The sequence below is a fragment of the Agreia sp. PsM10 genome (assembly GCF_030433855.1).
Classification (GTDB): Bacteria; Actinomycetota; Actinomycetes; order Actinomycetales; family Microbacteriaceae; genus Agreia.
This window is the reverse complement of sequence record NZ_JARUXC010000020.1, coordinates 25,809-47,231: the sequence shown is the minus strand read 5'-3', so window position 1 is coordinate 47,231 and position 21,423 is coordinate 25,809. Positions and strand designations below refer to the sequence as shown.

The following is a 21,423-nucleotide window of genomic DNA, read 5'->3' as shown; positions in this document are numbered from 1 at the left end:
TACGAGGGACGCTCGGAACGCTGCGGGCGGTCACCGTATGAAGGGCGGTCGTTGCTGCGCTGGGGACGGTCACCGTAGGAGGGACGCTCGGTGCGGTCACCGTACGAGGGACGCTCGTTGCTGCGCTGCGGACGGTCACCGTACGAGGGACGGTCGTTGCTGCGCTGCGGACGGTCACCGTACGAGGGACGCTCGGAACGCTGCGGGCGGTCACCATAAGACGGGCGATCGTTGCTGCGCTGCGGACGGTCACCATATGAGGGACGGTCGTTGCTGCGCTGCGGCCGGTCACCGTACGACGGACGCTCGGAACGCTGCGGACGGTCGCCGTACGACGGGCGCTCGTTGCTGTAGGAGGGACGCTCGGACGCGCGGGCCGCGCGCTCGTCGGCGTTCCAGCGGGCCTTCTTGGGGGCTCCGGATGCGGGTGCCGCCTGGTAGCCGCGGTGGCCGGGCGACTTGCTGCCCGACTTCGAGCCGTTCGGCACGTAGTTCTTGGCGGGCTTGAAGCCGCCGGATTTGTTGGATTTAGGCATGGTACTTTCCGGGTTTTATTAGATTGCATGGCGAAAGAACAACCCGAATTGGCTGTTATCTCGCTAGAACCCGGAATCTCTGCAGTCCGGGGCCGTGTCATACGTTGACAATTTCTTTATGAGCAGCGGGGATATTCGCATACGACACGAATGACCGCTGGCCAGTGCGTCCATACACTGACAAAGAAAAACCGGCCCACCAGACTTACAAACCCTTCCGCGACGAAATCGCGGTGTCTAGAGCCGACCTGTAAACGTTACACGTCGCGCGGCGCTTTGTCACTCGCATCGCCCGAACCGCCCCTTAACGACGAGATGCGAGGCCCGGCGGGCCTCGCATCTCGCAGTGAGATCGTGTTACGCGTCGAAGCGCGCGCCCTCCGGCTTCGAGGGGAGCAGAGCGAGAACGAAGATGATGATCGGTCCGAGGAACGGTATCAGCAGCAGGAAGGCAAAGAAGCCCGAGAAGTTGCCGTCGTGCAGCCGCCGTACGAGCAGCGCGAGCGTGGGAACAAGCACGGCCAGTGAGTAGATGAAGAGAATGATGTTGAAGATCAGGTAGCCCGCGCCGGGGCCCTCATAGGTGGTGCCGTCGGCCGAGACTCCACCCGGGCCGCCGGTGATGAAGGCGAGAGACTGCAGCACTGTGATGACGATGAACGACACCAACGCCCACCACCAGTACTCGCTGCGGCTCGCACGACCGGTGAACGTGGCGTACTTCTTGAAGAAACGACGCACGGCATCGCCGAGCGAGGCTCCGTACAGCGGCTGCGAGAGAGGAACTGCGTTGGAGTATCCGGGCTGGGGCGTTGTCATCATGTGCTCCTTTGGTTCTGACGAGAATTCATCACGATCATAGGAGAACTGCGAGAACTTCCCCAGCACATTTTCAGGTGTTACGCCGTGCGTCTCCGTGGACGGAGCCGCATTCAGGACGTGGCGGGCTCGTCGCTCCGGCGCCGCGGCCCGGGGGTCGAGGCTCCGTCGCCCTCCTCGCGCTCTATGCGGCGCAGCTTCCGCCGTTCGAGCCATCCGTACACGACCGAGTACAGCACGGGCAGTACGACGAGCGTCAGAACGGTCGATGAGACCAGACCTCCGATCACGACGAGGGCCAGCGGCTGCGAGATGAATCCGCCGTGCCCCGTGAGCCCCACGACCATGGGAAGCAGCGCGAAGATCGTGGCCAGCGCCGTCATGAGGATCGGGCGGAGCCTGCGGCTCGCTCCCTCGATCAGAGCCTCTCGCACCGAGCGGCCCTTGTCGCGGTACTGGTTCACCAGGTCGACGAGCACGATCGCGTTGGTCACGACGATGCCGATGAGCATCAGCACACCGATGATCGAGGGCACACCGAGCGGGATGCCCGAGACGAGCTGAAGGATGATCGCACCGGTGGCCGCGAAGGGCACCGAGACGAGGAGCAGCACAGGCTGCAGGAGGCTGCGGAAGGTCGCGACCATCACGACGTAGACGATCAGGATCGCGACGAGCAGGGCGATTCCCAACTGGCTGAACGCGTCCCCCTGGTCGCTCGTCACGCCTCCGAGCGTGGCGGTGGCCCCGGCCGGCAGCGTGGTGTCGTCGACGGCGGCCTGCACCTCGGCGCTGGCCGTGCCGAGGTTGTCCCTGGCCGGCGTCGCCGTGATCGTCGCCGTGCGCACACCCTTGACGGTGGTGATGGATGCCGGTCCGTCGACGGTCGCGACGGTCGCCAATGAGTCGAGTCGGGCGGGCCCGGCCGCGGTCGGCACCTGCAGCGCGGCGAGCTCGTCGACCGTGGCGGGCGACGTCTGCGACTGGATGTAGATCGAGTAGCTCGCGTCGTCGATGAAGATCGTGCCGATCGTCTGCGGCTGCATGGCCTGCGACACGATGCCGCCCACGATGGTCTCGCTGAGCCCCGCCTCGGCGGCCTTGACCCTGTCGACCGTCACGGCGATGTAGGGCCTCGAGTTGCTGAGGTTGCTCTCGCTCTGCGTGATCGCATCGAGCTTCGACACCTTCGCGAGAACGGCGTCGGATGCCGTCTGCAGGTCGGCCGCGCTGGTCGCGGTCACGTCGATGGCGATGTCACTCGAGGTTCCGAATCCGGCCGAGGCGGCCACCTGGATGTCGCCGGCGTCGCTCGTCTTCTCGAGGGTCTTTCGAACCGTCTCGGCGAGGGCGTCTTGATCGGCGCTCTCGTCGGTCGTGATCGAGTAGGTGATCGCGCCGGCGCCGCCGCCCACGAACGCGTCCCGCAGGGCCGAGCCGCTCGATCCGATGCTGAGCTGAACGGTCTTGATGCCCGAGATGCCGAGCAGCGCCTTCTCGACCGACTCCGCGGCCGTGTTCTGCGCATCCAGGCTCGTGCCGACGGGAACCGTCTGCGTGACGGTCAGGGTGTTCTGGCCGGAAGAACCCAGGAAGTTGGTCTTCATGAACGGCGTGAGCCCGAGGGTGAGAATGAGGAGCAACCCTGCCGACACGAGCGTGATCACGGGCCGCTTGAGCGTGCCCTCGAGGATCGGCAGGTAGCGCCTCTGCAGCGCCGTGGGCTTCTCCTCCTCGGCGACCTGCTGCTCCTGTCGGCGAGCGCGCCGTGACTCGAGCCCGGTGGCCGGGTCGACGGGCACCACAGGGGCGGATGCGATGTCGTGCGCGTGGTTCTTCGGCGCACGTGAGCGCAGGAACCAGTAGGCGAGAACGGGCACGATCGTGAGCGCCACCACGAGCGAGGCGAGGAGCGCGATGGTGACCGTGAGAGCGAAGGGCCGGAAGAGCTCCCCGGTGGTGCCCTCGACGAACGAGATCGGCAGGAAGACCGCCACGGTGGTGATGGTCGATGCGGTGATGGCACCGGCCACCTCTCGCACCGCCTCGACGATGATGGCGGCACGTGCGGCGCCGGCGCGGTCGGTGCCGCCCTGCATGCGGGCGACGCCGTCGGGCGACGCGAGATGGCGTCGGATGTTCTCGATCACCACGATCGAGTCGTCGACCACCCGGCCGATCGCGATCGTGAGGGCGCCGAGGGTGAGGATGTTCAACGAGTATCCGGCCGTCTGCAGGCCGATGAAGGTGATGAGCAGCGAGGTCGGGATGGAGATCGCGGTCACGAGCGTCGAACGGATCGAGAGCAGGAACACCAGGATCACGACGACGGCGAAGAACAGGCCGAGCAGGCCCTCCTCGGTGAGCGACTGGATCGACTGCTGGATGTAGGGGGCCTGGTCGAACACCACCGTGAAGGTGGCCCCGTCGAGCGCGGATTCGAGCTTCGGCAGCAGGTCTTGAACCGCGTTCGACACCTCGACCGTGTTCGCCGCGGGCAGCTTGGTGATGGCGATGGTGAGCGCCGGCTTGCCGTCGACCCGCGAGATCGACGTGACCGGGTTGTCGGTGAGCGCGACGGTGGCCACGTCGGCGATCGTGTAGACGCCGCCGCCGGGTTTCACCGCTCCCCCGAGCGGCAGACCCTGGATGTCTGCGACGCTCGTGAGCTTCGTTCCGGCCTGCACCGAGAGGGTCTTGTCGTCTTCGGTGAGCGAGCCCGCCGGAATCAGCAGCCCGTTGTCGCCGACGGCATCCCGGATCGCCTGCGACGACAGGCCCGCCAGGGCCAGCGCCGCCGTGTCGGGCGTGATGGTGACCCGCTGGCCGATGTCGCCCACGAGCTGCGCATCGCGCACCCCGGCGACGTCGGTGATGTCGGGGAGCGTGTTGGCGCGCAGAAGGCCCGCGAGCGCCTTGGTGTCGGTGTCTCCGTCGGCGGGCGTGACAGCGATCTGCACGACGGGGAAGTCGTCGATGCCTCCCGAGAGCACTTGCGGGTCGAGGTCTTCGGGGAGCGTCGACTTGATGCGGTTGATCGCCTGGTTGATCTTCTGCTCGGCGGTGGCGAGATTCGTGCCGTAGGTGAAGGTCGCACTGATGATCGAGAGGTTCGTGCTCGATGTCGCCGTCGTGGTCTCGATGCCGGCGACACCCTGGATGGCCGTCTCGATGGGCACGGAGACGTCGTCGTTGACGACCTCGGGAGACGCACCCGGATAGTTCGTCAGCACCGCGAGCTGCGGGAACTCGATCGAGGGGATGAGCTCCTGCTTCAGGCTCGTCAGCGCGAGACCGCCGAAGACCGCCGCCACGATCGTGACGAGCGCGATGAGCGCGCGGTTCTTCATGCTGAGGATGGCGAGAAAATGCACAGGGCTGCCTTCTGTCGAACGGTGCCGCGCACCGTTTCGCGAGCAGTATCCACTATGACATCCAGAACTCTCCGTCTCGCCATGGTCGACAGCACGCGGTTTCGCGCCTAGGGCGAACACGCCGAACGCGCAAGGAGTTGTGACAGCGGATCATCACCGCGAGGATCGAGAGATGAAAAGGATTCTGTACAGCGGCGGTTCCGTGGTGACCGGTGACCGGGTGGCCGACGCCGTGCTCGAGTACGCCAGTGAACTGGCTCGACAGGAATCCAGTGACACGCTGCAGATTCCGAGTGTGAACGACGTCGGCACCGCGGGTCACACGCAACTGCTTCTCGGCCCGGCGAGCCAGTTCATCGTCGAAGAGGTCGAGTCCTCGGCAGACGACCCGACCGACGCCGAGCTCGTGGAGAGCATCCGCGAGAAGACCGCTCACCTGCAGGCGCCGAAGCCCGTCGCATCGACCGACCTGACCGACTACCCCGATATCGACGACACGACCGAGGTGCCCGACCCGCCCCTCGCCGACGCCTGACGCGTCAGGCGACGTCGCCGAACGCCTGTGCGCCGGGCATCGGGTTGCGCATGATCGCCTGCCACGCGCGGGCCAGCGCATCCATGCCCTGTTCGAGCTGCGCCGTCGGGTAGCCGAGCGGGATGCGCAGAAACCGTTCGAGTGCGCCGTCGAGCCCGAAGCGCGGCCCGGCCGTGATGAGCAGCCCTTCGGCGCGGGCGGCGAGAGCGAGCTGGGATGACACGGCGGAACCCAGCCCCACCCAGCTCGCGATGCCGCCGGCGACCCGGGGCGCACTCCACGCCGGGAAGCGCTCATCGACGATCTGCTCGAGGCGGTCTCTGCCCTCTCGCAGCTGCTCGCGGCGTCCGTCGAGGATCGACGGCATGTCGGGCAGCATGCGTGTGACGATCAGCTGCTCGAGCACGGGTGTGCCCAGGTCGCTCGACGGTCGCGCTGCGGCGAGGGTGCGGATGAGCCCGGGCTCCGCGCGGATCCAGCCCACTCGGAGGCCGTCCCAGATGGTCTTGCCGACCGAGCCGATGGTCACGACAGTGCGTTCGTCACCCGGTGTCGCGTACGACGCGAACGGCAGCAGGCTGTCGACCCGGTCGATATCGAGTTCGCCCGACGTCTCGTCGACGAGCAGCGTCGTGCCCGCCCGCGTCGCCTGATCGATGGTCTGCTCACGAAGCCCGGCCGGCATGGACTCGCCCGTGGGATTGTGGAAATCGGGCATCAGGTAGCCGACCGCGGGGTTCGTGCGGCGTATCAGCTGCTCCAACGCCGACTCGTCCCAGCCCTCGCCCGGGGTCACGCTCACGGGCACGAGCCGCGCTCCCGCCTGTGCGAGGGCCTCGTAGGCGTGCGGATAGCTGGGCAGCTCGACGAGCGCGCGGTCGCCGCGTGCGAGGAGCACGCGCGACAGGAGGGCGATGGCGCTCTGGGCGCCCGTCGTCACCAGGATCTGGTCGGGTGTCGTGGGGAGACCGCGGACCGTGTAGCGCGTGGCGACGGCCTCGCGAAGCTCAGGGATTCCCTCGAAGTTGTACCCCGGCCCCTGCAGGTAGCGCCCGAAGTCGTCCATCGACTGCTGGGTGGCCAGGGCGATTCCGGGGCTCGCGGGCATGATCGCCTTGGTGAAGTCGAGGTATCCGCCGACGGCGTCGACCGCGAGGTTGGCGCGCCCCGGCACCCGGGTCACGCTGCCCGACCCGCGGACGCTCGTGGTGTAGCCGCCCTCGCGCAGCTCGCGGTACGCGCTCGTGACGAGGGTGCGGCTCACCTCGAGCGCCTGTGCGAGCTCGCGTTCAGCCGGGAGCCGCGTGCCCGCGGGGATGCGGCCGTCGAGAACGAGAAGGCGGATGCGGTCGTACAGCGCCTGATACAGGGGCCCGCCGCCGTCCTTCCACTCGCCGAGCAGCGAGCGCAGGGCGCGAGTACCGAGGAACGCATCAGTCATGCAACCACTTTAGCAAGATTGGCTTCTTGATCTAAAGCCAATTCTGCAATTGGATTCAGACATGACTTTCCCGCTCGCCCGACGCATCGCCCGCCTCATCTCCGGTCTGGCGCTGTACGCGTTCGCCGACGCCCTCATGATCAAGGCGGCGCTCGGCGTCGATCCATGGACGGTCTTCGCCCAGGGCCTCATGGCCCAGACCGGACTCGGCATCGGCGTGCTGACCAACATCATCGGCGTGCTGGTGCTGCTGCTCTGGATTCCGCTGCGGCAGAGGCCCGGGCTCGGAACGGTGCTGAACGTGCTGCTGCTCGGGCCCATGATCGAGCTGAGCCTGTGGGTGGTGCCTGCCATGCCGAACATCTGGGCTCAGGCCGCCATGTTCTCCGCCGGGCTCGTTCTGCTGGCTGTGGCCAGCGGCATCTACATCGGGGCCCGGCTGGGGCCGGGCCCGCGCGACGGGCTGATGACCGGCATCCACAATCGTCTCGGATGGCCGATCTGGGTGGGCCGATTCGGGGTCGAGGCCACCGTGCTGCTCGTCGGCTGGATTCTCGGCGGCAACGTGGGACTGGGAACGCTCGCGTTCGCGCTGCTGATCGGCCCCCTCTGCAACATCACGCTCCCGCTGATGGGTGTCGGCTCTGCCAGAATGGCCGCGGCGCTCGATTCCGACCCCGCCCCGTCGCCGAGGAGCCCCGATGACCGCACCGTACTCTCCGACCAGCAGGAGCACGAACCCGCTCGCGATCGTGTCGTTCGTCTCGGCGTTCGTCGTCTCGCTGGTGGCCGTCATCACCGGTCACATCGCGCTGCACCAGATCACACGCACCGGTGACAAGGGGCGCGGACTCGCGATCGCCGGCGTCATCATCGGTTACGCGGGCCTTGTCGCCGGAACGCTCACCCTCGTTCTGCTGGTCACGAACCTCGCGGGAATCCGCGACCAGATCCAGACCCCCGAACTCGGTTCCACCCAGGCGCCGTCGTCGTCAGGCGAGGTCGACGGGGTGCCATCACCGTCTCTTGCACAGGGTCGCGACTGGACCGGCACGATCGAGATCAACGGCCAGGATGTCGGCGTGACGCTCGACGGTGCCGCGGCTCCCCAGGCCGTCGCCTCGTTCCTCGCGCTGGGCGACGCGGGTTTCTTCGACGGAACGTCGTGTCATCGCCTCGTCACCCAGGGCATCTACGTGCTGCAATGCGGCGACCCCACGGGCACCGGTTCCGGCGGCCCCGGCTACTCCTACGGCCCGATCGAGAACGCGCCCACGGACGACGTGTACCCCGCGGGCACCCTCGCGATGGCCAGGATCGGCGGCGACGGCGAGAGCATGGGCAGCCAGTTCTTCATCGTCTACGACGAGTCGACCATCCCCTCGGATGCCGCGGGCGGCTACACCGTGCTGGGCACCGTCACGAGCGGCCTCGATGTGATCACCGGCATAGCCGACGCCGGCACCACGAGTGGCGCCAGCGACGGCCCGCCGGCCGACCCCGCCGTGATCGACGGGGTCAGCTTCGAGTAGCCGCGCTCAGCCCCGCGAGCGCAGCAGCGTGAACGAGCCGCCCGATGCGATGAGTGTCGTGACCGGGCCCTCGACGACCTGACCGGGGTCGCTCGACGCCGCCAGTTCCCACTCGGCACCCGGTGCCGACGGCACCTGGAACTCGACCCCGTTCTCGGCGGCGTTGAGCAGCAGGGCGAACGAGTCCGCGCCCTCGTGGGTGAACACGAGAGTCTCGGTACGCGCGTTCGGGTTGTCCCAGTCGTGGTCGTCGAAGTTCTCGCCGTCGCTTCGCACGATCTCCACGGCGTCGGCGGCGATCGCATCCGGAACCTCTGACTGCACCTCGGGGGCCTGACGGAACCAGGCCGGCCGAAGCGCCGGGTGCTCGCGGCGCAGAGCGATGAGCTCCCGTGTGAACGAGAGCAGGTCGGTGTCTGCGGCGGCCCAGTCGAACCACGAGATCTCGTCGTCCTGGCAGTAGGCGTTGTTGTTGCCTCCCTGGGTGCGACCCATCTCGTCGCCGCCCAGCAGCATCGGCACGCCGGCGGAGAGCAGGAGCGTGGCCAGCAGGTTGCGCCTCTTGCGGTCGCGCCGGGCGTTCACCGACTCGTCGTCGGTCGGCCCCTCCGCTCCGCCGTTCGACGACTTGTTGTCGCTCTCGCCATCGTTGTTGTCCTCGCCGTTCGCCGCATTGTGCTTGTCGTTGTACGACGTGAGGTCGTGCAGGGTGAAGCCGTCGTGTGCGGTGACGAAGTTGACGCTCGACAGGGGCGAGCGTCGCGACGCCTCGTAGACGTCGGGAGACCCGAGGATGCGCTGCGAGACCGTGCCGAGCACCGAGTCGGTGCCGTTCCAGAAGTCGCGCACGTCGTCGCGGAACTTGCCGTTCCACTCCGACCAGTCGGCCGGGAAGCCGCCGACCTGGTATCCGGCCGTGTCCCACGGCTCGGCGATCATCTTCACGGGGGCCAGCACCGGGTCCTGTGCGATGAGGGTGAGGAAGGCGCTGTGGATCTCGGCATCGCCGCCCTGCCGGGTCAGTGTCGTTGCGAGGTCGAAGCGGAATCCGTCGACGTGCATCTCGGTGACCCAGTAGCGCAGGCTGTCCATGATCAGACCCAACGCGGCCGGATGCGAGACGTTCAGGCTGTTGCCGGTGCCCGTGGTGTCGAAGTAGTGCGCCTCGTCGCCCTCGACCAGCCGGTAGTACGACGCATTGTCGATGCCCTTGAAGCCCAGCGTCGGTCCGAGATCGTTGCCCTCGGCGGTGTGGTTGTAGACCACGTCGAGGATCACCTCGAGGCCGGCGGCGTGAATCGCCTTGACCATCTGCTTGAACTCCGTGACCTGACCGCCCGCCTGGCCCGCGGCATCCGACACGTACTCGTTGTGCGGCGCGAAGAACCCGATCGAGTTGTAGCCCCAGTAGTTGCGCAGGCCCTTCTCCGAGAGGTGGCTGTCCTGCACGAACTGGTGCACGGGCATCAGCTCGACGGCGGTGACCCCGAGATCGGTGAGGTGCTTGAGGGCGGCCGGATGGGCCAGGCCCGCGTAGGTGCCCCGGATATCCTCGGGCACGTCGGGGTGCAGCTTCGTGAAGCCCTTCACGTGGGTCTCGTAGATGACGGACTCCGACAACGGGGTGAGAGGGGCCCGGTCGTCCTCCCAGTCGAACGCCGGATCGGTGATGACGCAGCGTGGGCTGTGCGGAGCCGAGTCCGTGTCGTTCCGGGTCTGGGGCTCGTTCATGTCGTGGCCGAAGAACGACTGGTTGTCGGCCTCCCAGTCGTAGCCGCCCTCGATCGCCGTGGCGTGCGGGTCGAGCAGCAGCTTGTTCACGTTGTGCCGCAGGCCGGCCTCGGGATTCCACGCCCCGTCGACCCGGATGCCGTAGCGGGTGCCGACGCCGACCCCGTCGACGAAGCCGTGGAACACGTGCCCGGTGCGCTCGGGCAGCTCGACGCGGGTCTCATCGCCCTTCTCGTCGAAGATGCACACGAACACGGCGTCGGCCGTCTCGGAGTAGAGAGCGAAGTTGTGGCGGCCCTCGATGAGCGAGAAGCCGAGCGGGTAGGGAAGGGAGCGGGCGGAAGCCATCGGTGGTCCTGTCTGGAAAGGGGCGAAACTGTCGCCTTCGCAGGATAGAAGCGCGCGGCCCGCGGCGCCGGATCGTCCGTGGGGGCTAGCGCTCCGCCCGTCTTTGTGGTGGGGATTCCCGCACCTGCTGGTGTGGGCCGCGTGCAAGCCCCCTTTCGAGCGACTCAGACCGTGCCCTATGCTCGGCGACGATCACGTTCATCCTCGTCTAGGAGAAACCATGTCTTATTCGTCGCAGCCCGCCGCCGCCCAGCCCTACTCGCAGGGCGGGGAGCCGCCCCTCGACCAGCCGTACTACGGCGCCCCCATCGGAGCCGCCGCCAAGCGCTTCTTCAAGAAGTACGCCACCTTCTCCGGCCGGGCCAGCCGCAGCGAGTACTGGTGGTGGACGCTCATCGTGATCATCATCAGCTTCGTTCTGAACATGCTGTCCCTCGCCCTCGGCGGCAACGGCGTCGACCAGAACGGTACCATGACGATGTCGGCCGGCGCCTCGGTCATCAACATCATCGCCGGCCTCTGGGCCCTGGCCACGATCATTCCGAGCCTCGCCCTGGCCTGGCGTCGACTTCACGACACCAACCGCAGCGGCGCCTGGTACCTGCTGATCCTCATCCCGCTCGTCGGAGCGATCATCCTCATCGTCTGGTTCGCCAGCCCGGCGAAGCCCGAGGGCGCGCGCTTCGACCGCTGACGCCCAAGAGATCCCGGCGCCTTTGCGGCGCCGGGATCTCGCGTTACCGCCTCGCCGCGTTCTCGGCGTACAACGCGAGCGCATCGCGAACGAATCTCGCCGCATCATTCCCGCCGGCCTCGTAGGTCTTCGCGAATCGCGGGTCTGCGACATAGAGCTCTCCGAGTCCGACGAGGTAGTCCGCCTCGGGGCCATTCGGATAGCCCGGGGTGCCGGGCACCTCGCTCAGCCACGCCACGTGACGTTCGACGATCGCCTGCACCTCGGCACTGTCCGCCCGGTGACCGGCCGCCGCGGCCGACACGAAGTCGGCAGCGATCTCGGCCTGCACCGCCTGGAATTCACGCTTCTCGTCGGCAGACTTGCCGTTCCACCAGTCGGCACCTGATGCGTATGCCGTCGTTCCCCACCGCTCCGAGACCTCCGTCTCGTGCCGCTCGGGCGCGAACCCGTCGAGCATCTCCTCCGCCATCAGTCCTTCTCCTCGTCTCATCTTTCGGATGGTCGTGTCGATCGAGGCGATCTGCCTGTCGATCCTGTTCTTCTCGTGCACCAGGTCATGGCGATGCCGGGTCAGGGCTCCGACCGCGTCGGGCTCCTCATCGAGCACCCTGGCGATCGCCGTCAGGCCGAGCCCGAGGTCACGCAGCAGCAGGATGCGCTGCAACCGCACAAGGGCCGGCTGGTCGTAGCGGCGATAGCCGTTCGAGGCGATACGGGTCGGTGCGAGCAGTCCGATGTCGCCGTAGTGGCGCAGCGTCCTGCTCGTCGTTCCGGTCAGGCGTGCGATCTCCTGGATCGACCAATCCGTGCGGGGTGCCCTCGACATCTCGTCGTCCGCTCCTGCTCTCGTGTTCCGTGTCTCGTACGCCGATAACATCGGCACAGGACCGAGGCTAGAGGTTGACGCCGCGGCAACGTCAAGGCCGGATCTCGCACGAAGGCGGCATTTGCCCGAATGTGCGCACTGGGTACGATGACAAGCACCCCGTCCGCCTCGTGAGGATCGAGCCGAGAGATGCCACCGTTCCCGGGCAAACGTTCCCGCTCGTCGCAGCCTGCGGCATCCGGCACCTTCGCCGGGCCGAACTCACCGTCGAGGCGGGCCTTCCTGCAGAGCGCCGGCATTCTCGCCGCCGGTGCCGTCGCCGGAGGGGCGGGCGGAGCCGCGATCGGCGCGGCGGTCGGCGCCGGCCGTCCTGAGCTCGACTTCGAGGCCGACAAGGCGACGCCCAGGAAGGCGTTCGAGCACGTCGTCGTGGTGATGTACGAGAACAGGTCGTTCGACAATCTGCTCGGGTGGCTGTACCGCGACGACGAGGTTCCGTCCGGCTCGTCGTTCGACGGGCTGCACCAGGGCGACTATTCGAACCCGGCGCCCCACGGGCATCCGGATGTGAAGGCCCACGTCTACACCGGATCGACCGACGTCATCATGTCGAGCCCGCAGCCCGACCCCGGCGAAGCGTACCCCCACGTCAACACGCAGTTCTTCGGCACCGTCGACCCCGAGCTGCACAACACCCCGCCCCTCGGCGCGAAGCCCACGATGAAGGGGTTCGTCACCGACTACATCGCCAACTACGAGCGGCTCTCCGGAGGGAAGAAGAGTCCGAGCAGGGCCGAATACTCCGTGGCGATGGGCGGCTTCTCGCCCGCGATGCTGCCCGTGTTCTCGACCCTCGCCAAGAGCTTCGCCGTCTACGACCACTGGCACTGCGCCGTGCCATCTCAGACGTTCTGCAACCGCTCGTTCTTTCATGCCGGCACCTCGCACGGCTATGTCACCAACCGGGGCGACGGGGGCTACGACAAGTGGCTCGACGATGACCGGGCCGGCTCCCCCACCATCTTCAACCGACTCGAAGACGCCGGCATCCCCTGGCGCGTCTACTACGACGCAGCCCAGCTCGTGTCGATGACCGGCGTGCTGCACGCTCCGGCCACCGAGAAGTACTGGAAGACCAACTTCCGCACCCTCGACCAGTTCTACCTCGACGTCGAGAGCGGCAACCTGCCCGCCTACTCGTTCATCGAGCCGCGAATGGTCTTCAACCACAACGACATGCATCCGCCCTACGGCGAACTGCGCGAGGGGCCCGACGGCTTCGGCGGCATGGTCGAGGATGGCGCTGTCAGCGACGTGCGGGCGGGCGATGCGCTGCTGCACTACATCTACACCGCCATCAAGGATTCGACGAGTCCGACGGGGTCGAACGCCATGAACACCATGTTGTTCGTCACGTTCGACGAACACGGGGGAACGTTCGACCATGCCACTCCCCCGTCCGCGGTTCCCCCGGGAGACGGACGGCCCGGCGAGATGGACTTCGGATTCGACCGGCTCGGCGGTCGCGTTCCTGCGATCGCCATCTCGGCGTACACGGCGAAGAACAGGATCATCAACGACCCGATGCAGCACAGTGCGCTGATCGCCACTTTGTCTCGCCAGCACGGTCTCGAGCCGCTCACCGAACGTGACGCCAAGTCGATGGACATGTTCAACGCCGTCAACCGCACGACACCGAGACCGGTGTCGGACTGGCCGACGACGCTGCCGCACTACGTTCCGCCGAACCCCGACGAGAATCTCGACCCCGAGGCACCGGAGCACCGCGCGAAGAAGATCTCGAGTCCTGCCAAAGGGCTGCTCGGTCTTCTCATGGCCAAGTACGCCGGCGACGGCGAGCAGGCTCCCGAGACCTACCAGGAGGCCTTCGCCGCACTCGTGCTCCACGGGAAGGGCCTCTTCGGCACCCTCGACGGCAATGCGAACGAGGGCGACGAAGACTAGGTCTCGATAGTCGGTTCGTTCCTCGCTACTCGACCGGCGCGGAATGCGCCGATCGAGTAGCCGCGCGAGGAACGAGCCGGCGTATCGAGATCACGCCGATGGTGGCCCCGATGCGGCCGCAGGCGGCCTACTCGACAGCGCAGACAGGCTGGACGGCCGCCCGTTCCCTTCGACAAGCTCAGGGAACGAGAGGGCGGTGGGTGATCTCCTAAGAAACGCGGCCCACGATGCCGACGCCCCCGTGGCTGCCCGGCCCAGAGAGGCCACAGCCTCACTGAAGTGCGGAAAGTGGCCGCGTCATCCGTTGACGAAGCGGCCTCTTTCCGCACTTCAGTGCGCCACGCGACCAGCGCATCAGCGCGAGCGGCCGGATCGAGGCCACCCGTGAGCGGATTTCGATCCGCCGACTCGTTCCTCGCGCGGCTACTCGATCAGCGCAATGGGTGGGGCACGTGTCCTAGGAGATCACATCCGGCTAGGCGCCGATGAGCCTCTCGGCCAGGTAGGCCTGCAGGCGGTCGAGCGACACGCGCTCCTGCGCCATGGAGTCGCGCTCGCGCACGGTCACGGCGTTGTCCTCGAGCGACTCGAAGTCGACCGTGATCGCGAACGGCGTGCCGATCTCGTCTTGACGACGGTAGCGACGACCGATGGCCCCGGCGTCGTCGAAGTCGACGTTCCAGCTCTGGCGGAGGTCCTGCGCCACCTTGCGGGCGAGCGGCGAGAGGGCCTCGTTGCGCGACAGCGGCAGCACGGCGGCCTTGACGGGCGCGATGCGCGGGTCGAGCTTGAGCACCGTGCGCTTGTCGACGCCGCCCTTCGAGTTCGGGGCCTCGTCTTCGTGGTACGAGTCGACCAGGAAGGCCATGAGCGCTCGGGTCAGACCGAACGACGGCTCGATCACGTAGGGGATCCACCGCTCGTTCGACGTCTGGTCGAAGTACGACAGGTCGGTTCCGGATGCCTCGGAGTGCGTCTTGAGGTCGAAGTCGGTGCGGTTGGCGACACCCATGAGCTCACCCCACTGGCTGCCCGGGAACTGGAAGCGGTACTCGATGTCGACGGTGCGCTTCGAGTAGTGCGACAGCTTCTCCTGCGGGTGCTCGAACTGCCGGATGTTCTCGGGATTGATTCCGAGGCCGACGAACCACTCCCAGCTCTGGTCGATCCAGTACTGGTGCGCCTCCTCGTCGGTGCCGGGCTGCACGAAGTACTCCATCTCCATCTGCTCGAACTCGCGGGTGCGGAAGATGAAGTTTCCGGGGGTGATCTCGTTGCGGAACGCCTTGCCGACCTGGGCGATACCGAAGGGCGGCTTCTGCCTCGACGTGTTCAGAACGGTGGCGAAGTCGACGAAGATGCCCTGCGCCGTCTCGGGCCGCAGATACGCCATGCCGCTCTCGTCCTCGAGCACGCCGAGGGTGGTCTTCAGCATTCCCGAGAACTTCTTGACCTCCGACCACTGGCCGACGTTTCCGGTGTCGGGGTCGCGCACGTCGGCGAGGCCGTTGACCGGCGGATGCCCGTGCTTGGCCTCGTAGGCCTCGAGCAGGTGGTCGGCGCGGTAGCGCTTGTTGGTCGCGAGCGACTCGACCATCGGGTCGTTGAAGACCTCGACGTGGCCGGAGGCCTCCCAGACCTGGCGCGGAAGGATCACGGCCGAGTCGAGGCCGACGACGTTGTCACGGCTCTGCACCATGAACTTCCACCACTGCCGCTTGATGTTCTCTTTGAGCTCGACGCCCAGCGGCCCGTAGTCCCAGGCACTGCGCGTGCCGCCATAGATCTCTCCGGTCGGAAAGACGAATCCTCGGCGCTTGGCGAGGGCAATGACAGAATCAAGAGGAGATGTGGGCATAACGGCTTCCGTAAGTCGCCCACCGGCCGGCTGCCAGCGGGTGGATAAGCCACAATCTTATGGGAGGGGCCATGGCGGACCGCGACACCGAGCACTGGCTGCGGCTGCACGGTCTGCCGTATTTCGTGAGACCGGATGCCCGGGCGCGGCATCTCCTGCCCCGCACCGCCCCGTTTCTCGTCTTCGCCGTGGCGGTCGACGTGCTCAGCTCGCTGGTGCTGGAGGTCGACATCGACCCGGAAACCGCGTCGGCGAGTGACTGGGGATACGCCCTCGTGGCGCTGGCCCTCGTCGTCGCGGTTCCCGTCGTTCCGTCGTTGCTCGCCCTGGTGACCGCTCGAGTGCTGCGCTCGCGCACGGGAGCGAAGACCCCCGTTGCACTGGTCGCGCTGGGCCTCTACCTCGTGGTCGATCCGCTCTGGTTCGGTCTCGTCGCACACGAGAACCCTCTCGTCTCGGTCGCGCAGAACACGGCCGTCGTGGTCGCCGCCCTCGCGGCGACCTGGCTGGGCGTCGGCGCTCTCCTCTCGTGGGCCCTGCGCGCCGCCCTGCGTCAGTTCGGGGCCCTGGGGCAGCTCGCGACGCGCGCCCTGCCCATCCTCATGCTCGTGGTGGTGTTCGCCTACTTCGCCCGCGCACTCTGGGAGGTGACCGGCAGCATGAGCGCATCGCGGCTGCTCGGCGTCGCCGTGTTCTTCCTCGTGCTCGGGCTCCTCTTCACCGTTCCGATCATGCGGCGTGAGCTATCGACGCTCGACGGCGGCGACGAGGCGCAGGGACCAGCGCTGAGTCGACTCGAGCGATTCAATCTCGCCGTCGTCATGGTGCTGGCCCAGGCGTTCCAGGTCGCCATCTTCGCCGCACTCGTCTGCGTCTTCCTGGTCGTTCTCGGCCGCCTCGCCTTCAGCGACGAGGTACTGAATCTCTGGCTCGGCGCGAACGCCGGCAATGCCGAGGTGCTCGGCATCGAACTTCCCGTGCGCAGCGGCATGCTCAAGAGGGCGGTCTTCCTGAGCTGCGTCTCCTCGCTCAACTTCCTCGTCTCGGTCTCGACGGCGGCGGCGTACAGGGCGTCCTTCTATGATCCGCTGCTCGACCAGGCTCGCGCGGCCCTGGCGGTGCGAGCCGCCTACAGGGCCGAGCGATGACGTCGCTGCCGGGCCCCGGCATCCAGGGCCTTTCGCCGTAGTGAATCGTGACCCGAGCGCCGTCTCAAGCGCATTGACATGATGATCGCGCGGAGTAGTGTTCTCACTCGTGACTAACGAAGTCAAGTCGGCCAAACGCTGGTTTATCGGCGAACCCCTCCCGACCGACAAACTCGAAGGACAGCTCCTCCCGAAGCGGCTCGCCCTTCCGATCTTCGCCAGCGACCCGCTCTCCTCCGTGGCGTACGCGCCGCAGGAACTCCTGATGATCCTGCTCATCGGCGGTCTCGCCTTCTTGAGCTTCGCGCCCTGGGTCGCCGCCGCCGTCGTGCTGCTGCTCGTGGTGGTCGTGGCGTCGTATCGCCAGCTGGTCAAGGCCTACCCCTCGGGCGGCGGAGACTACGAGGTCGCCCACAAGAACCTCGGAGAGAAGGCCGGGCTCGTCGTCGCGTCGGCGCTGCTCGTCGACTACGTGCTGACCGTCGCCGTGTCGGTGGCGTCGGGAGTCGACAACATCATCTCGGCCCTGCCGTTCCTCAACGCCTACCGCGTCGAGATCGCCGTCTTCTTCGTGATCGTGCTGGCCGCCGTCAACCTGCGTGGCGTCGCCGAGTCGAGCAAGGCGTTCGCCATCCCCACCTACCTGTTCGTCGGCAGCGTCGCGCTGATGATCATCGTGGGCCTCGGTCAGGCTGTGCTCGGCCACGCCCCCGTCGCCGAATCGGCCGACTACGGCGTGAAGGCCGAGGGACTCACCCAGGCCGCCGTCATCCTGCTTCTCCTCCGCGCGTTCTCGAGCGGCTGCAGCGCCCTCACCGGCGTCGAGGCGATCTCGAACGGCGTGCCCGCGTTCCGCACCCCCAAGGTCAGGAACGCCCAGCGCACGCTGGTGCTCATGGGCACCATCGCGATCGTGCTGTTCGCGGGCCTCGTCGCTCTCGCCCTGATCGCACGCGTGCACTACGCCGAGAACGCGTGCCATCTCATCGGCTTCGAGAACTGCGAAGGCCAGCCGCAACGCAGCCTGATCGCGCAGATCGCCTCGGCCGTCTTCGGCAACAACTCGGTGCTGTTCTACGTCATCCAGGCCGCCACCGCCGCGGTGCTGCTGCTCGCGGCCAACACGGCGTTCAACGGTTTTCCCCTGCTCGGGTCGGTGCTCGCCAAGGACTCCTACGCCCCGAAGTCGCTGCTCACCCGCGGCGACCGGCTCGTCTTCTCGAACGGCGTGCTCATTCTGGGCCTGTTCGCGACGCTCATCCTCGTGGTCTACCAGGCCAGCCTCACCCAGTTGATCCAGCTGTACATCATCGGCGTCTTCGTCTCGTTCACGCTCGGGCAGACGGGCATGGTCAAGCACTGGTGGGGCATGCTCAAGGCCGGATGCTCGAACCGCGGCGCCGTCTGGCGCGGCCTGGCCATCAACGCGTTCGGTGCGTTCCTCACCGCTGTGGTGCTCATCGTCGTGACCATCACGAAGTTCACCCACGGAGCCTGGCTCGTGTTCGCGATCATGCCCGTGCTCTACACGCTGATGCTGGGCGTCAACCGCTACTACCGCGACGTGAACAAGGAGATCGAGGTCGACGCGACCACGACCTTCGGCTCCGAAGGCGACCACGCCATCGTTCTCGTCGGCCGCATGCAGAAGCCGGTGCTCAAGGCGCTCGACTATGCGATCGCGGCTCAGCACGACAGCATCGAGGCCGTTCACCTCTCGATCGACGACGAGTCGACGAATGCCCTCGAAAAGGCCTGGAGGGAGATGAACATCTCCGTTCCCCTCAAGATCATCGTCTCGCCCTACCGGGACGTGGCCGAGCCGCTCTGCCAGTACATCGAGAAGCGACGCGCCCTGCACGGCTCCGAGGTCGTGACCGTCTACACGCCCATCTACATCGTCGGCCACTGGTGGGAGACGCTCCTGCACAACCACAAGGCGCGCCGCATCCGCAAGCGCCTGATGCTGGTGCACGGCGTCACGATCGCCCTTGTTCCCTGGCTTCTCGACTCCTCCGAGGTCATCTACGGGCGCAGGTCGCGCCCGCTGCCCGGATCGGAACGTCGCGGCGAGCCGGTGCGACCGGTCGCTCGCACGCCGCGGCAGGAACGGCGACACGCGAAGGCGCAGCAGCAGTAGGTGCTAAACTGACGCAAGTTTTGTAAGTTATTCGACTCCCGGGTGGCGTTCTCATCCCCCGGCCCGAAAGGTGAGGGGGTCTCGCATGGGGCGCGGCCGTCAAAAAGCTAAGCACACCAAGGTTGCTCGCGAGCTGAAGTACTTCAGTCCCGACACCAACTACTCCGCGCTCGAGCGCGAATTGAGCCACCCCTCCGACGGTGAGCCCGACTACTCCAAGTGGATCGACGAGGACGACGACGAGTCCGACACAGACGACGTCATCATCGTGAATCCCGAACTCCTCGACTCCGACGAGCGGCAGCAGAAGCGCGCTTAGTCCTCGCGAGTCTCCTCGACAGGAGCGTTCTGGTCAACAGGAGCTTTCTGGTCGACGGCAGCGTTCTGGTCGACAGGCGCCTCGACCCGTTCGCTGGTGGTCATGACGATCGTTCGGGCGCGCCTGCTCGAGAGGCGGTCGACGACCACGGCGATGGCGGCGGCGAGCCCGACGAACACCGTCACGAGGATGATCCCGACGAAGCCGAAGACCTGTGCCCGCGAGTAGTTGGGCTGCTCGGGGAACACGAACGTCAGAACCAGAGTGGCGAGGATGGCCACGACGGCTCCCACCACGATGAAACGCACGTACCGCGGCGAGCGCCGCACCACCACGTCATGGGTCGAGGAGGCGGAAGCGGGAGAAGTCGAGTCGTCGGGAAGAGCCACACCCTATTGTCTCGCACATTGCCGGGTGCTCCCCGTGCACCGACGGTCATAATCGTGTGATGGACTCCGACCGCCCGCTGGACTTCGACGGCACCGTGCTCGCCCTGCGCGCGGCCGGATGCGTGTTCGCCGAAGACGAGGCGCGCCTGCTCCTCGACGCGGCACCGGATGCGACCGCCCTCGACGCCCTTCTGGCCAGACGAGTGTCTGGGGTTCCGCTGGAGCACGTGCTGGGCTGGGCCGAGTTCGCCGGTATCCGGGTTCTCGTCGACGATGGGGTCTTCGTGCCCCGACGCCGAACCGAGTTCCTCGTGTCGCGCGCCATCGACCTCGCACGCGAGCACGAGCATCCGGTGATTCTCGACCTGTGCTGCGGGTCGGGCGCTCTGGCGCTGGCGATCGGTTCTGCCGTGCCGGGCTCCCAGCTCTACGCGGCCGACATCGATTCTGCGGCCGTGGCCACCGCACGACGCAATCTCCCCTCAGCTGCCCTGGTCGTCTGCGGCGACCTGTTCGAGCCCCTGCCCGACGACCTCCGCAGCCGCGTCGATGTGCTCGTGTGCAACACCCCCTATGTTCCGACGCACGCGATCGGATCGATGCCTCCGGAGGCCCGGCTCTTCGAGGCTCGACTCGCGCTCGACGGAGGCGGGGACGGCCTCGATGTGCAGCGACTCGTCGCGGCTCAGGCGCGCGAGTGGCTGGCGCCCGGCGGCCGGGTTCTCGTCGAGGCGAGCGAGGACCAGGCGCCGGAGTCAGCGCTGCTCTTCGAGAGCGCGGGGCTCGTGAGCCGGGTCGAGTACTCCGAGGAGTACGACACGTCGATCGTGCTGTCGACGGGACCCGGCTAGGTCCCGCCGAATTCGCGCAACGATGCCCTCGCGCCCGCTCGCACGGCATCGGTGACCGCGTCGAGGAGCGGGGACGTGAGATTCCACCGCTGCCAGAACAGCCTCACCTCGGTGTACCGCCCGGGCGCGATCTCGATCAGCCGTCCCGTCTCGAGCTCGACACTGCACTGCTGATCGGGCAGCATCCCCCAGCCGAAACCGAGCAGCACTGCGCGGGCGAAGTCGCTCGATGTGGGAATGAAGTGGCGAGCCTGCATCGCGGCCGCGTCGGAGTCCCCGACCCCGCGCACGATGGTCGCCTGCAGGTCGTCGCGCCTGTCGAAGTCGATGCGCGGCACCCTGGCCAAGGCCGCACGGTCCCCTGACGCGATCGCATGATCAGACTGGAATCCCGGGGTGCACACCGCGCGGTAGCGCATCGCACCCAGGGGCTCGACCGAGCAGCCCTGAACGGCGTCGGCGGTCGACGTGACCGCGGCCATCACCGTTCCCGATCGCAGCAACGACGTCGTGTGCTCCTGATCCTCACGATGGATGTCGAAGACGACGTCGCCTGATCGGGCCAGCGGGGCGACGGCCTCGAGGAACCAGGTCGCCAGGCTGTCCGCGTTGACGGCGAGCGCCATCGGGAACGCGGAGCCCTCGGCGCCACGGACGTGCAGTGCACTGCGAGCGTCGGCGTCGAGCAGCGATGCCTGCCTCGCCAGTCGCAGGAGCACGGTGCCCGCGTCGGTGGGGAGTACGGGATTGTACCGCTGCACCAGAACCTGACCCGCCGACTGCTCGAGGGCCTTGATGCGCTGGGAGACCGCGGATTGGGTCAGACGCAGCCGACGGGCCGCCGCATCGAACGTGCCCTCCTCCGCCAGCGCGAGCAGAGTCTCAAGGTGGTCGTACTGGAACCCCGTCATAAG

At 67.1% G+C, this 21,423-nt stretch carries 17 protein-coding genes and 1 pseudogene; 9 read left to right on the top strand and 9 right to left on the bottom strand.

Features of this window, described 5'->3' with window-relative positions; translation table 11 throughout:
- The 3 genes and pseudogenes from QCD70_RS18040 to QCD70_RS18030 form a co-directional block, all read right to left on the bottom strand.
- Positions 1-536 (bottom strand): annotated as a pseudogene (locus QCD70_RS18040) (DEAD/DEAH box helicase); the annotation flags it as partial.
- 357 nt (positions 537-893) lie between these two features.
- Positions 894-1,355: a DUF805 domain-containing protein gene (locus QCD70_RS18035; RefSeq protein WP_301218860.1), complete on the bottom strand. Its 462-nt coding sequence runs from the start codon at positions 1,353-1,355 to the stop codon at positions 894-896.
- 113 nt (positions 1,356-1,468) lie between these two features.
- Positions 1,469-4,729, bottom strand: coding sequence for an efflux RND transporter permease subunit (locus QCD70_RS18030; protein WP_301218858.1), 3,261 nt, complete (start codon positions 4,727-4,729; stop codon positions 1,469-1,471).
- 172 nt (positions 4,730-4,901) lie between these two features.
- Between QCD70_RS18030 and QCD70_RS18025 the strand changes: the two genes are divergently transcribed.
- Positions 4,902-5,264 (top strand): hypothetical protein, encoded by a 363-nt coding sequence (locus QCD70_RS18025; protein WP_301218856.1) that lies wholly within the window; start codon positions 4,902-4,904, stop codon positions 5,262-5,264.
- Between the two features lie 4 nt (positions 5,265-5,268).
- Here the strand turns inward: QCD70_RS18025 and yczR are convergent, their stop codons facing one another.
- On the bottom strand, positions 5,269-6,705 hold the full coding sequence (yczR, locus tag QCD70_RS18020; protein ID WP_301218854.1) for a MocR-like transcription factor YczR: 1,437 nt from the start codon (positions 6,703-6,705) through the stop codon (positions 5,269-5,271).
- A gap of 61 nt (positions 6,706-6,766) precedes the next feature.
- Here yczR and yczE point away from each other — a divergent pair, with 61 nt between their 5' ends.
- Both yczE and QCD70_RS18010 read left to right on the top strand, forming a co-directional pair.
- Positions 6,767-7,543: a membrane protein YczE gene (gene yczE, locus QCD70_RS18015; protein ID WP_367316748.1), complete on the top strand. Its 777-nt coding sequence runs from the start codon at positions 6,767-6,769 to the stop codon at positions 7,541-7,543.
- Entirely contained in the window at positions 7,458-8,237 is a 780-nt protein-coding gene (locus tag QCD70_RS18010; protein ID WP_367316749.1) for a peptidylprolyl isomerase, read from the top strand. The genes yczE and QCD70_RS18010 overlap by 86 nt, the downstream gene beginning before the upstream one ends.
- 6 nt (positions 8,238-8,243) lie before the next feature.
- On the opposite strand, the gene glgX is transcribed toward QCD70_RS18010, so the two are convergent.
- Complete coding sequence (glgX, locus tag QCD70_RS18005) at positions 8,244-10,316, bottom strand: glycogen debranching protein GlgX (protein ID WP_301218850.1); 2,073 nt, start codon at positions 10,314-10,316, stop codon at positions 8,244-8,246.
- 220 nt (positions 10,317-10,536) lie between these two features.
- Here glgX and QCD70_RS18000 point away from each other — a divergent pair, with 220 nt between their 5' ends.
- Positions 10,537-11,010 (top strand): DUF805 domain-containing protein, encoded by a 474-nt coding sequence (locus QCD70_RS18000; RefSeq protein ID WP_301218848.1) that lies wholly within the window; start codon positions 10,537-10,539, stop codon positions 11,008-11,010.
- 43 nt (positions 11,011-11,053) lie between these two features.
- Here the strand turns inward: QCD70_RS18000 and QCD70_RS17995 are convergent, their stop codons facing one another.
- Positions 11,054-11,839: a MerR family transcriptional regulator gene (locus tag QCD70_RS17995; protein WP_301218845.1), complete on the bottom strand. Its 786-nt coding sequence runs from the start codon at positions 11,837-11,839 to the stop codon at positions 11,054-11,056.
- 189 nt (positions 11,840-12,028) lie between these two features.
- Between QCD70_RS17995 and QCD70_RS17990 the strand changes: the two genes are divergently transcribed.
- Positions 12,029-13,804, top strand: coding sequence for an alkaline phosphatase family protein (locus QCD70_RS17990; RefSeq protein ID WP_301218843.1), 1,776 nt, complete (start codon positions 12,029-12,031; stop codon positions 13,802-13,804).
- A gap of 475 nt (positions 13,805-14,279) precedes the next feature.
- On the opposite strand, the gene QCD70_RS17985 is transcribed toward QCD70_RS17990, so the two are convergent.
- Positions 14,280-15,662, bottom strand: coding sequence for a glycine--tRNA ligase (locus QCD70_RS17985; protein WP_301218841.1), 1,383 nt, complete (start codon positions 15,660-15,662; stop codon positions 14,280-14,282).
- Between the two features lie 71 nt (positions 15,663-15,733).
- Here QCD70_RS17985 and QCD70_RS17980 point away from each other — a divergent pair, with 71 nt between their 5' ends.
- The 3 genes from QCD70_RS17980 to QCD70_RS17970 all read left to right on the top strand — a co-directional run bounded on the left by QCD70_RS17980 (position 15,734) and on the right by QCD70_RS17970 (position 19,269).
- The gene (locus QCD70_RS17980; protein WP_301218839.1) at positions 15,734-16,810 is read left to right on the top strand and encodes a hypothetical protein; all 1,077 of its coding nucleotides are present in this window, start codon (positions 15,734-15,736) and stop codon (positions 16,808-16,810) included.
- Positions 16,811-16,919: 109 nt separating this feature from the next.
- Positions 16,920-18,950, top strand: a complete 2,031-nt coding sequence (locus tag QCD70_RS17975; protein ID WP_301218837.1) for an APC family permease — start codon at positions 16,920-16,922, stop codon at positions 18,948-18,950.
- A gap of 85 nt (positions 18,951-19,035) precedes the next feature.
- Positions 19,036-19,269 (top strand): DUF3073 domain-containing protein, encoded by a 234-nt coding sequence (locus QCD70_RS17970; RefSeq protein WP_055926778.1) that lies wholly within the window; start codon positions 19,036-19,038, stop codon positions 19,267-19,269.
- On the opposite strand, the gene QCD70_RS17965 is transcribed toward QCD70_RS17970, so the two are convergent.
- Positions 19,266-19,658 carry a hypothetical protein gene (locus QCD70_RS17965; protein ID WP_301218836.1) on the bottom strand — a complete coding sequence of 131 codons (393 nt, stop codon included), beginning with the start codon at positions 19,656-19,658 and terminating at the stop codon, positions 19,266-19,268. The genes QCD70_RS17970 and QCD70_RS17965 overlap by 4 nt on opposite strands.
- Before the next feature lie 59 nt (positions 19,659-19,717).
- Here QCD70_RS17965 and QCD70_RS17960 point away from each other — a divergent pair, with 59 nt between their 5' ends.
- The gene (locus tag QCD70_RS17960; protein ID WP_301218835.1) at positions 19,718-20,509 is read left to right on the top strand and encodes a putative protein N(5)-glutamine methyltransferase; all 792 of its coding nucleotides are present in this window, start codon (positions 19,718-19,720) and stop codon (positions 20,507-20,509) included.
- Here QCD70_RS17960 and QCD70_RS17955 read toward each other — a convergent pair.
- Positions 20,506-21,420, bottom strand: a complete 915-nt coding sequence (locus QCD70_RS17955) for a LysR family transcriptional regulator ArgP (RefSeq protein WP_301218834.1) — start codon at positions 21,418-21,420, stop codon at positions 20,506-20,508. The genes QCD70_RS17960 and QCD70_RS17955 overlap by 4 nt on opposite strands.
- Between the last annotated feature and the right edge of the window lie 3 nt (positions 21,421-21,423).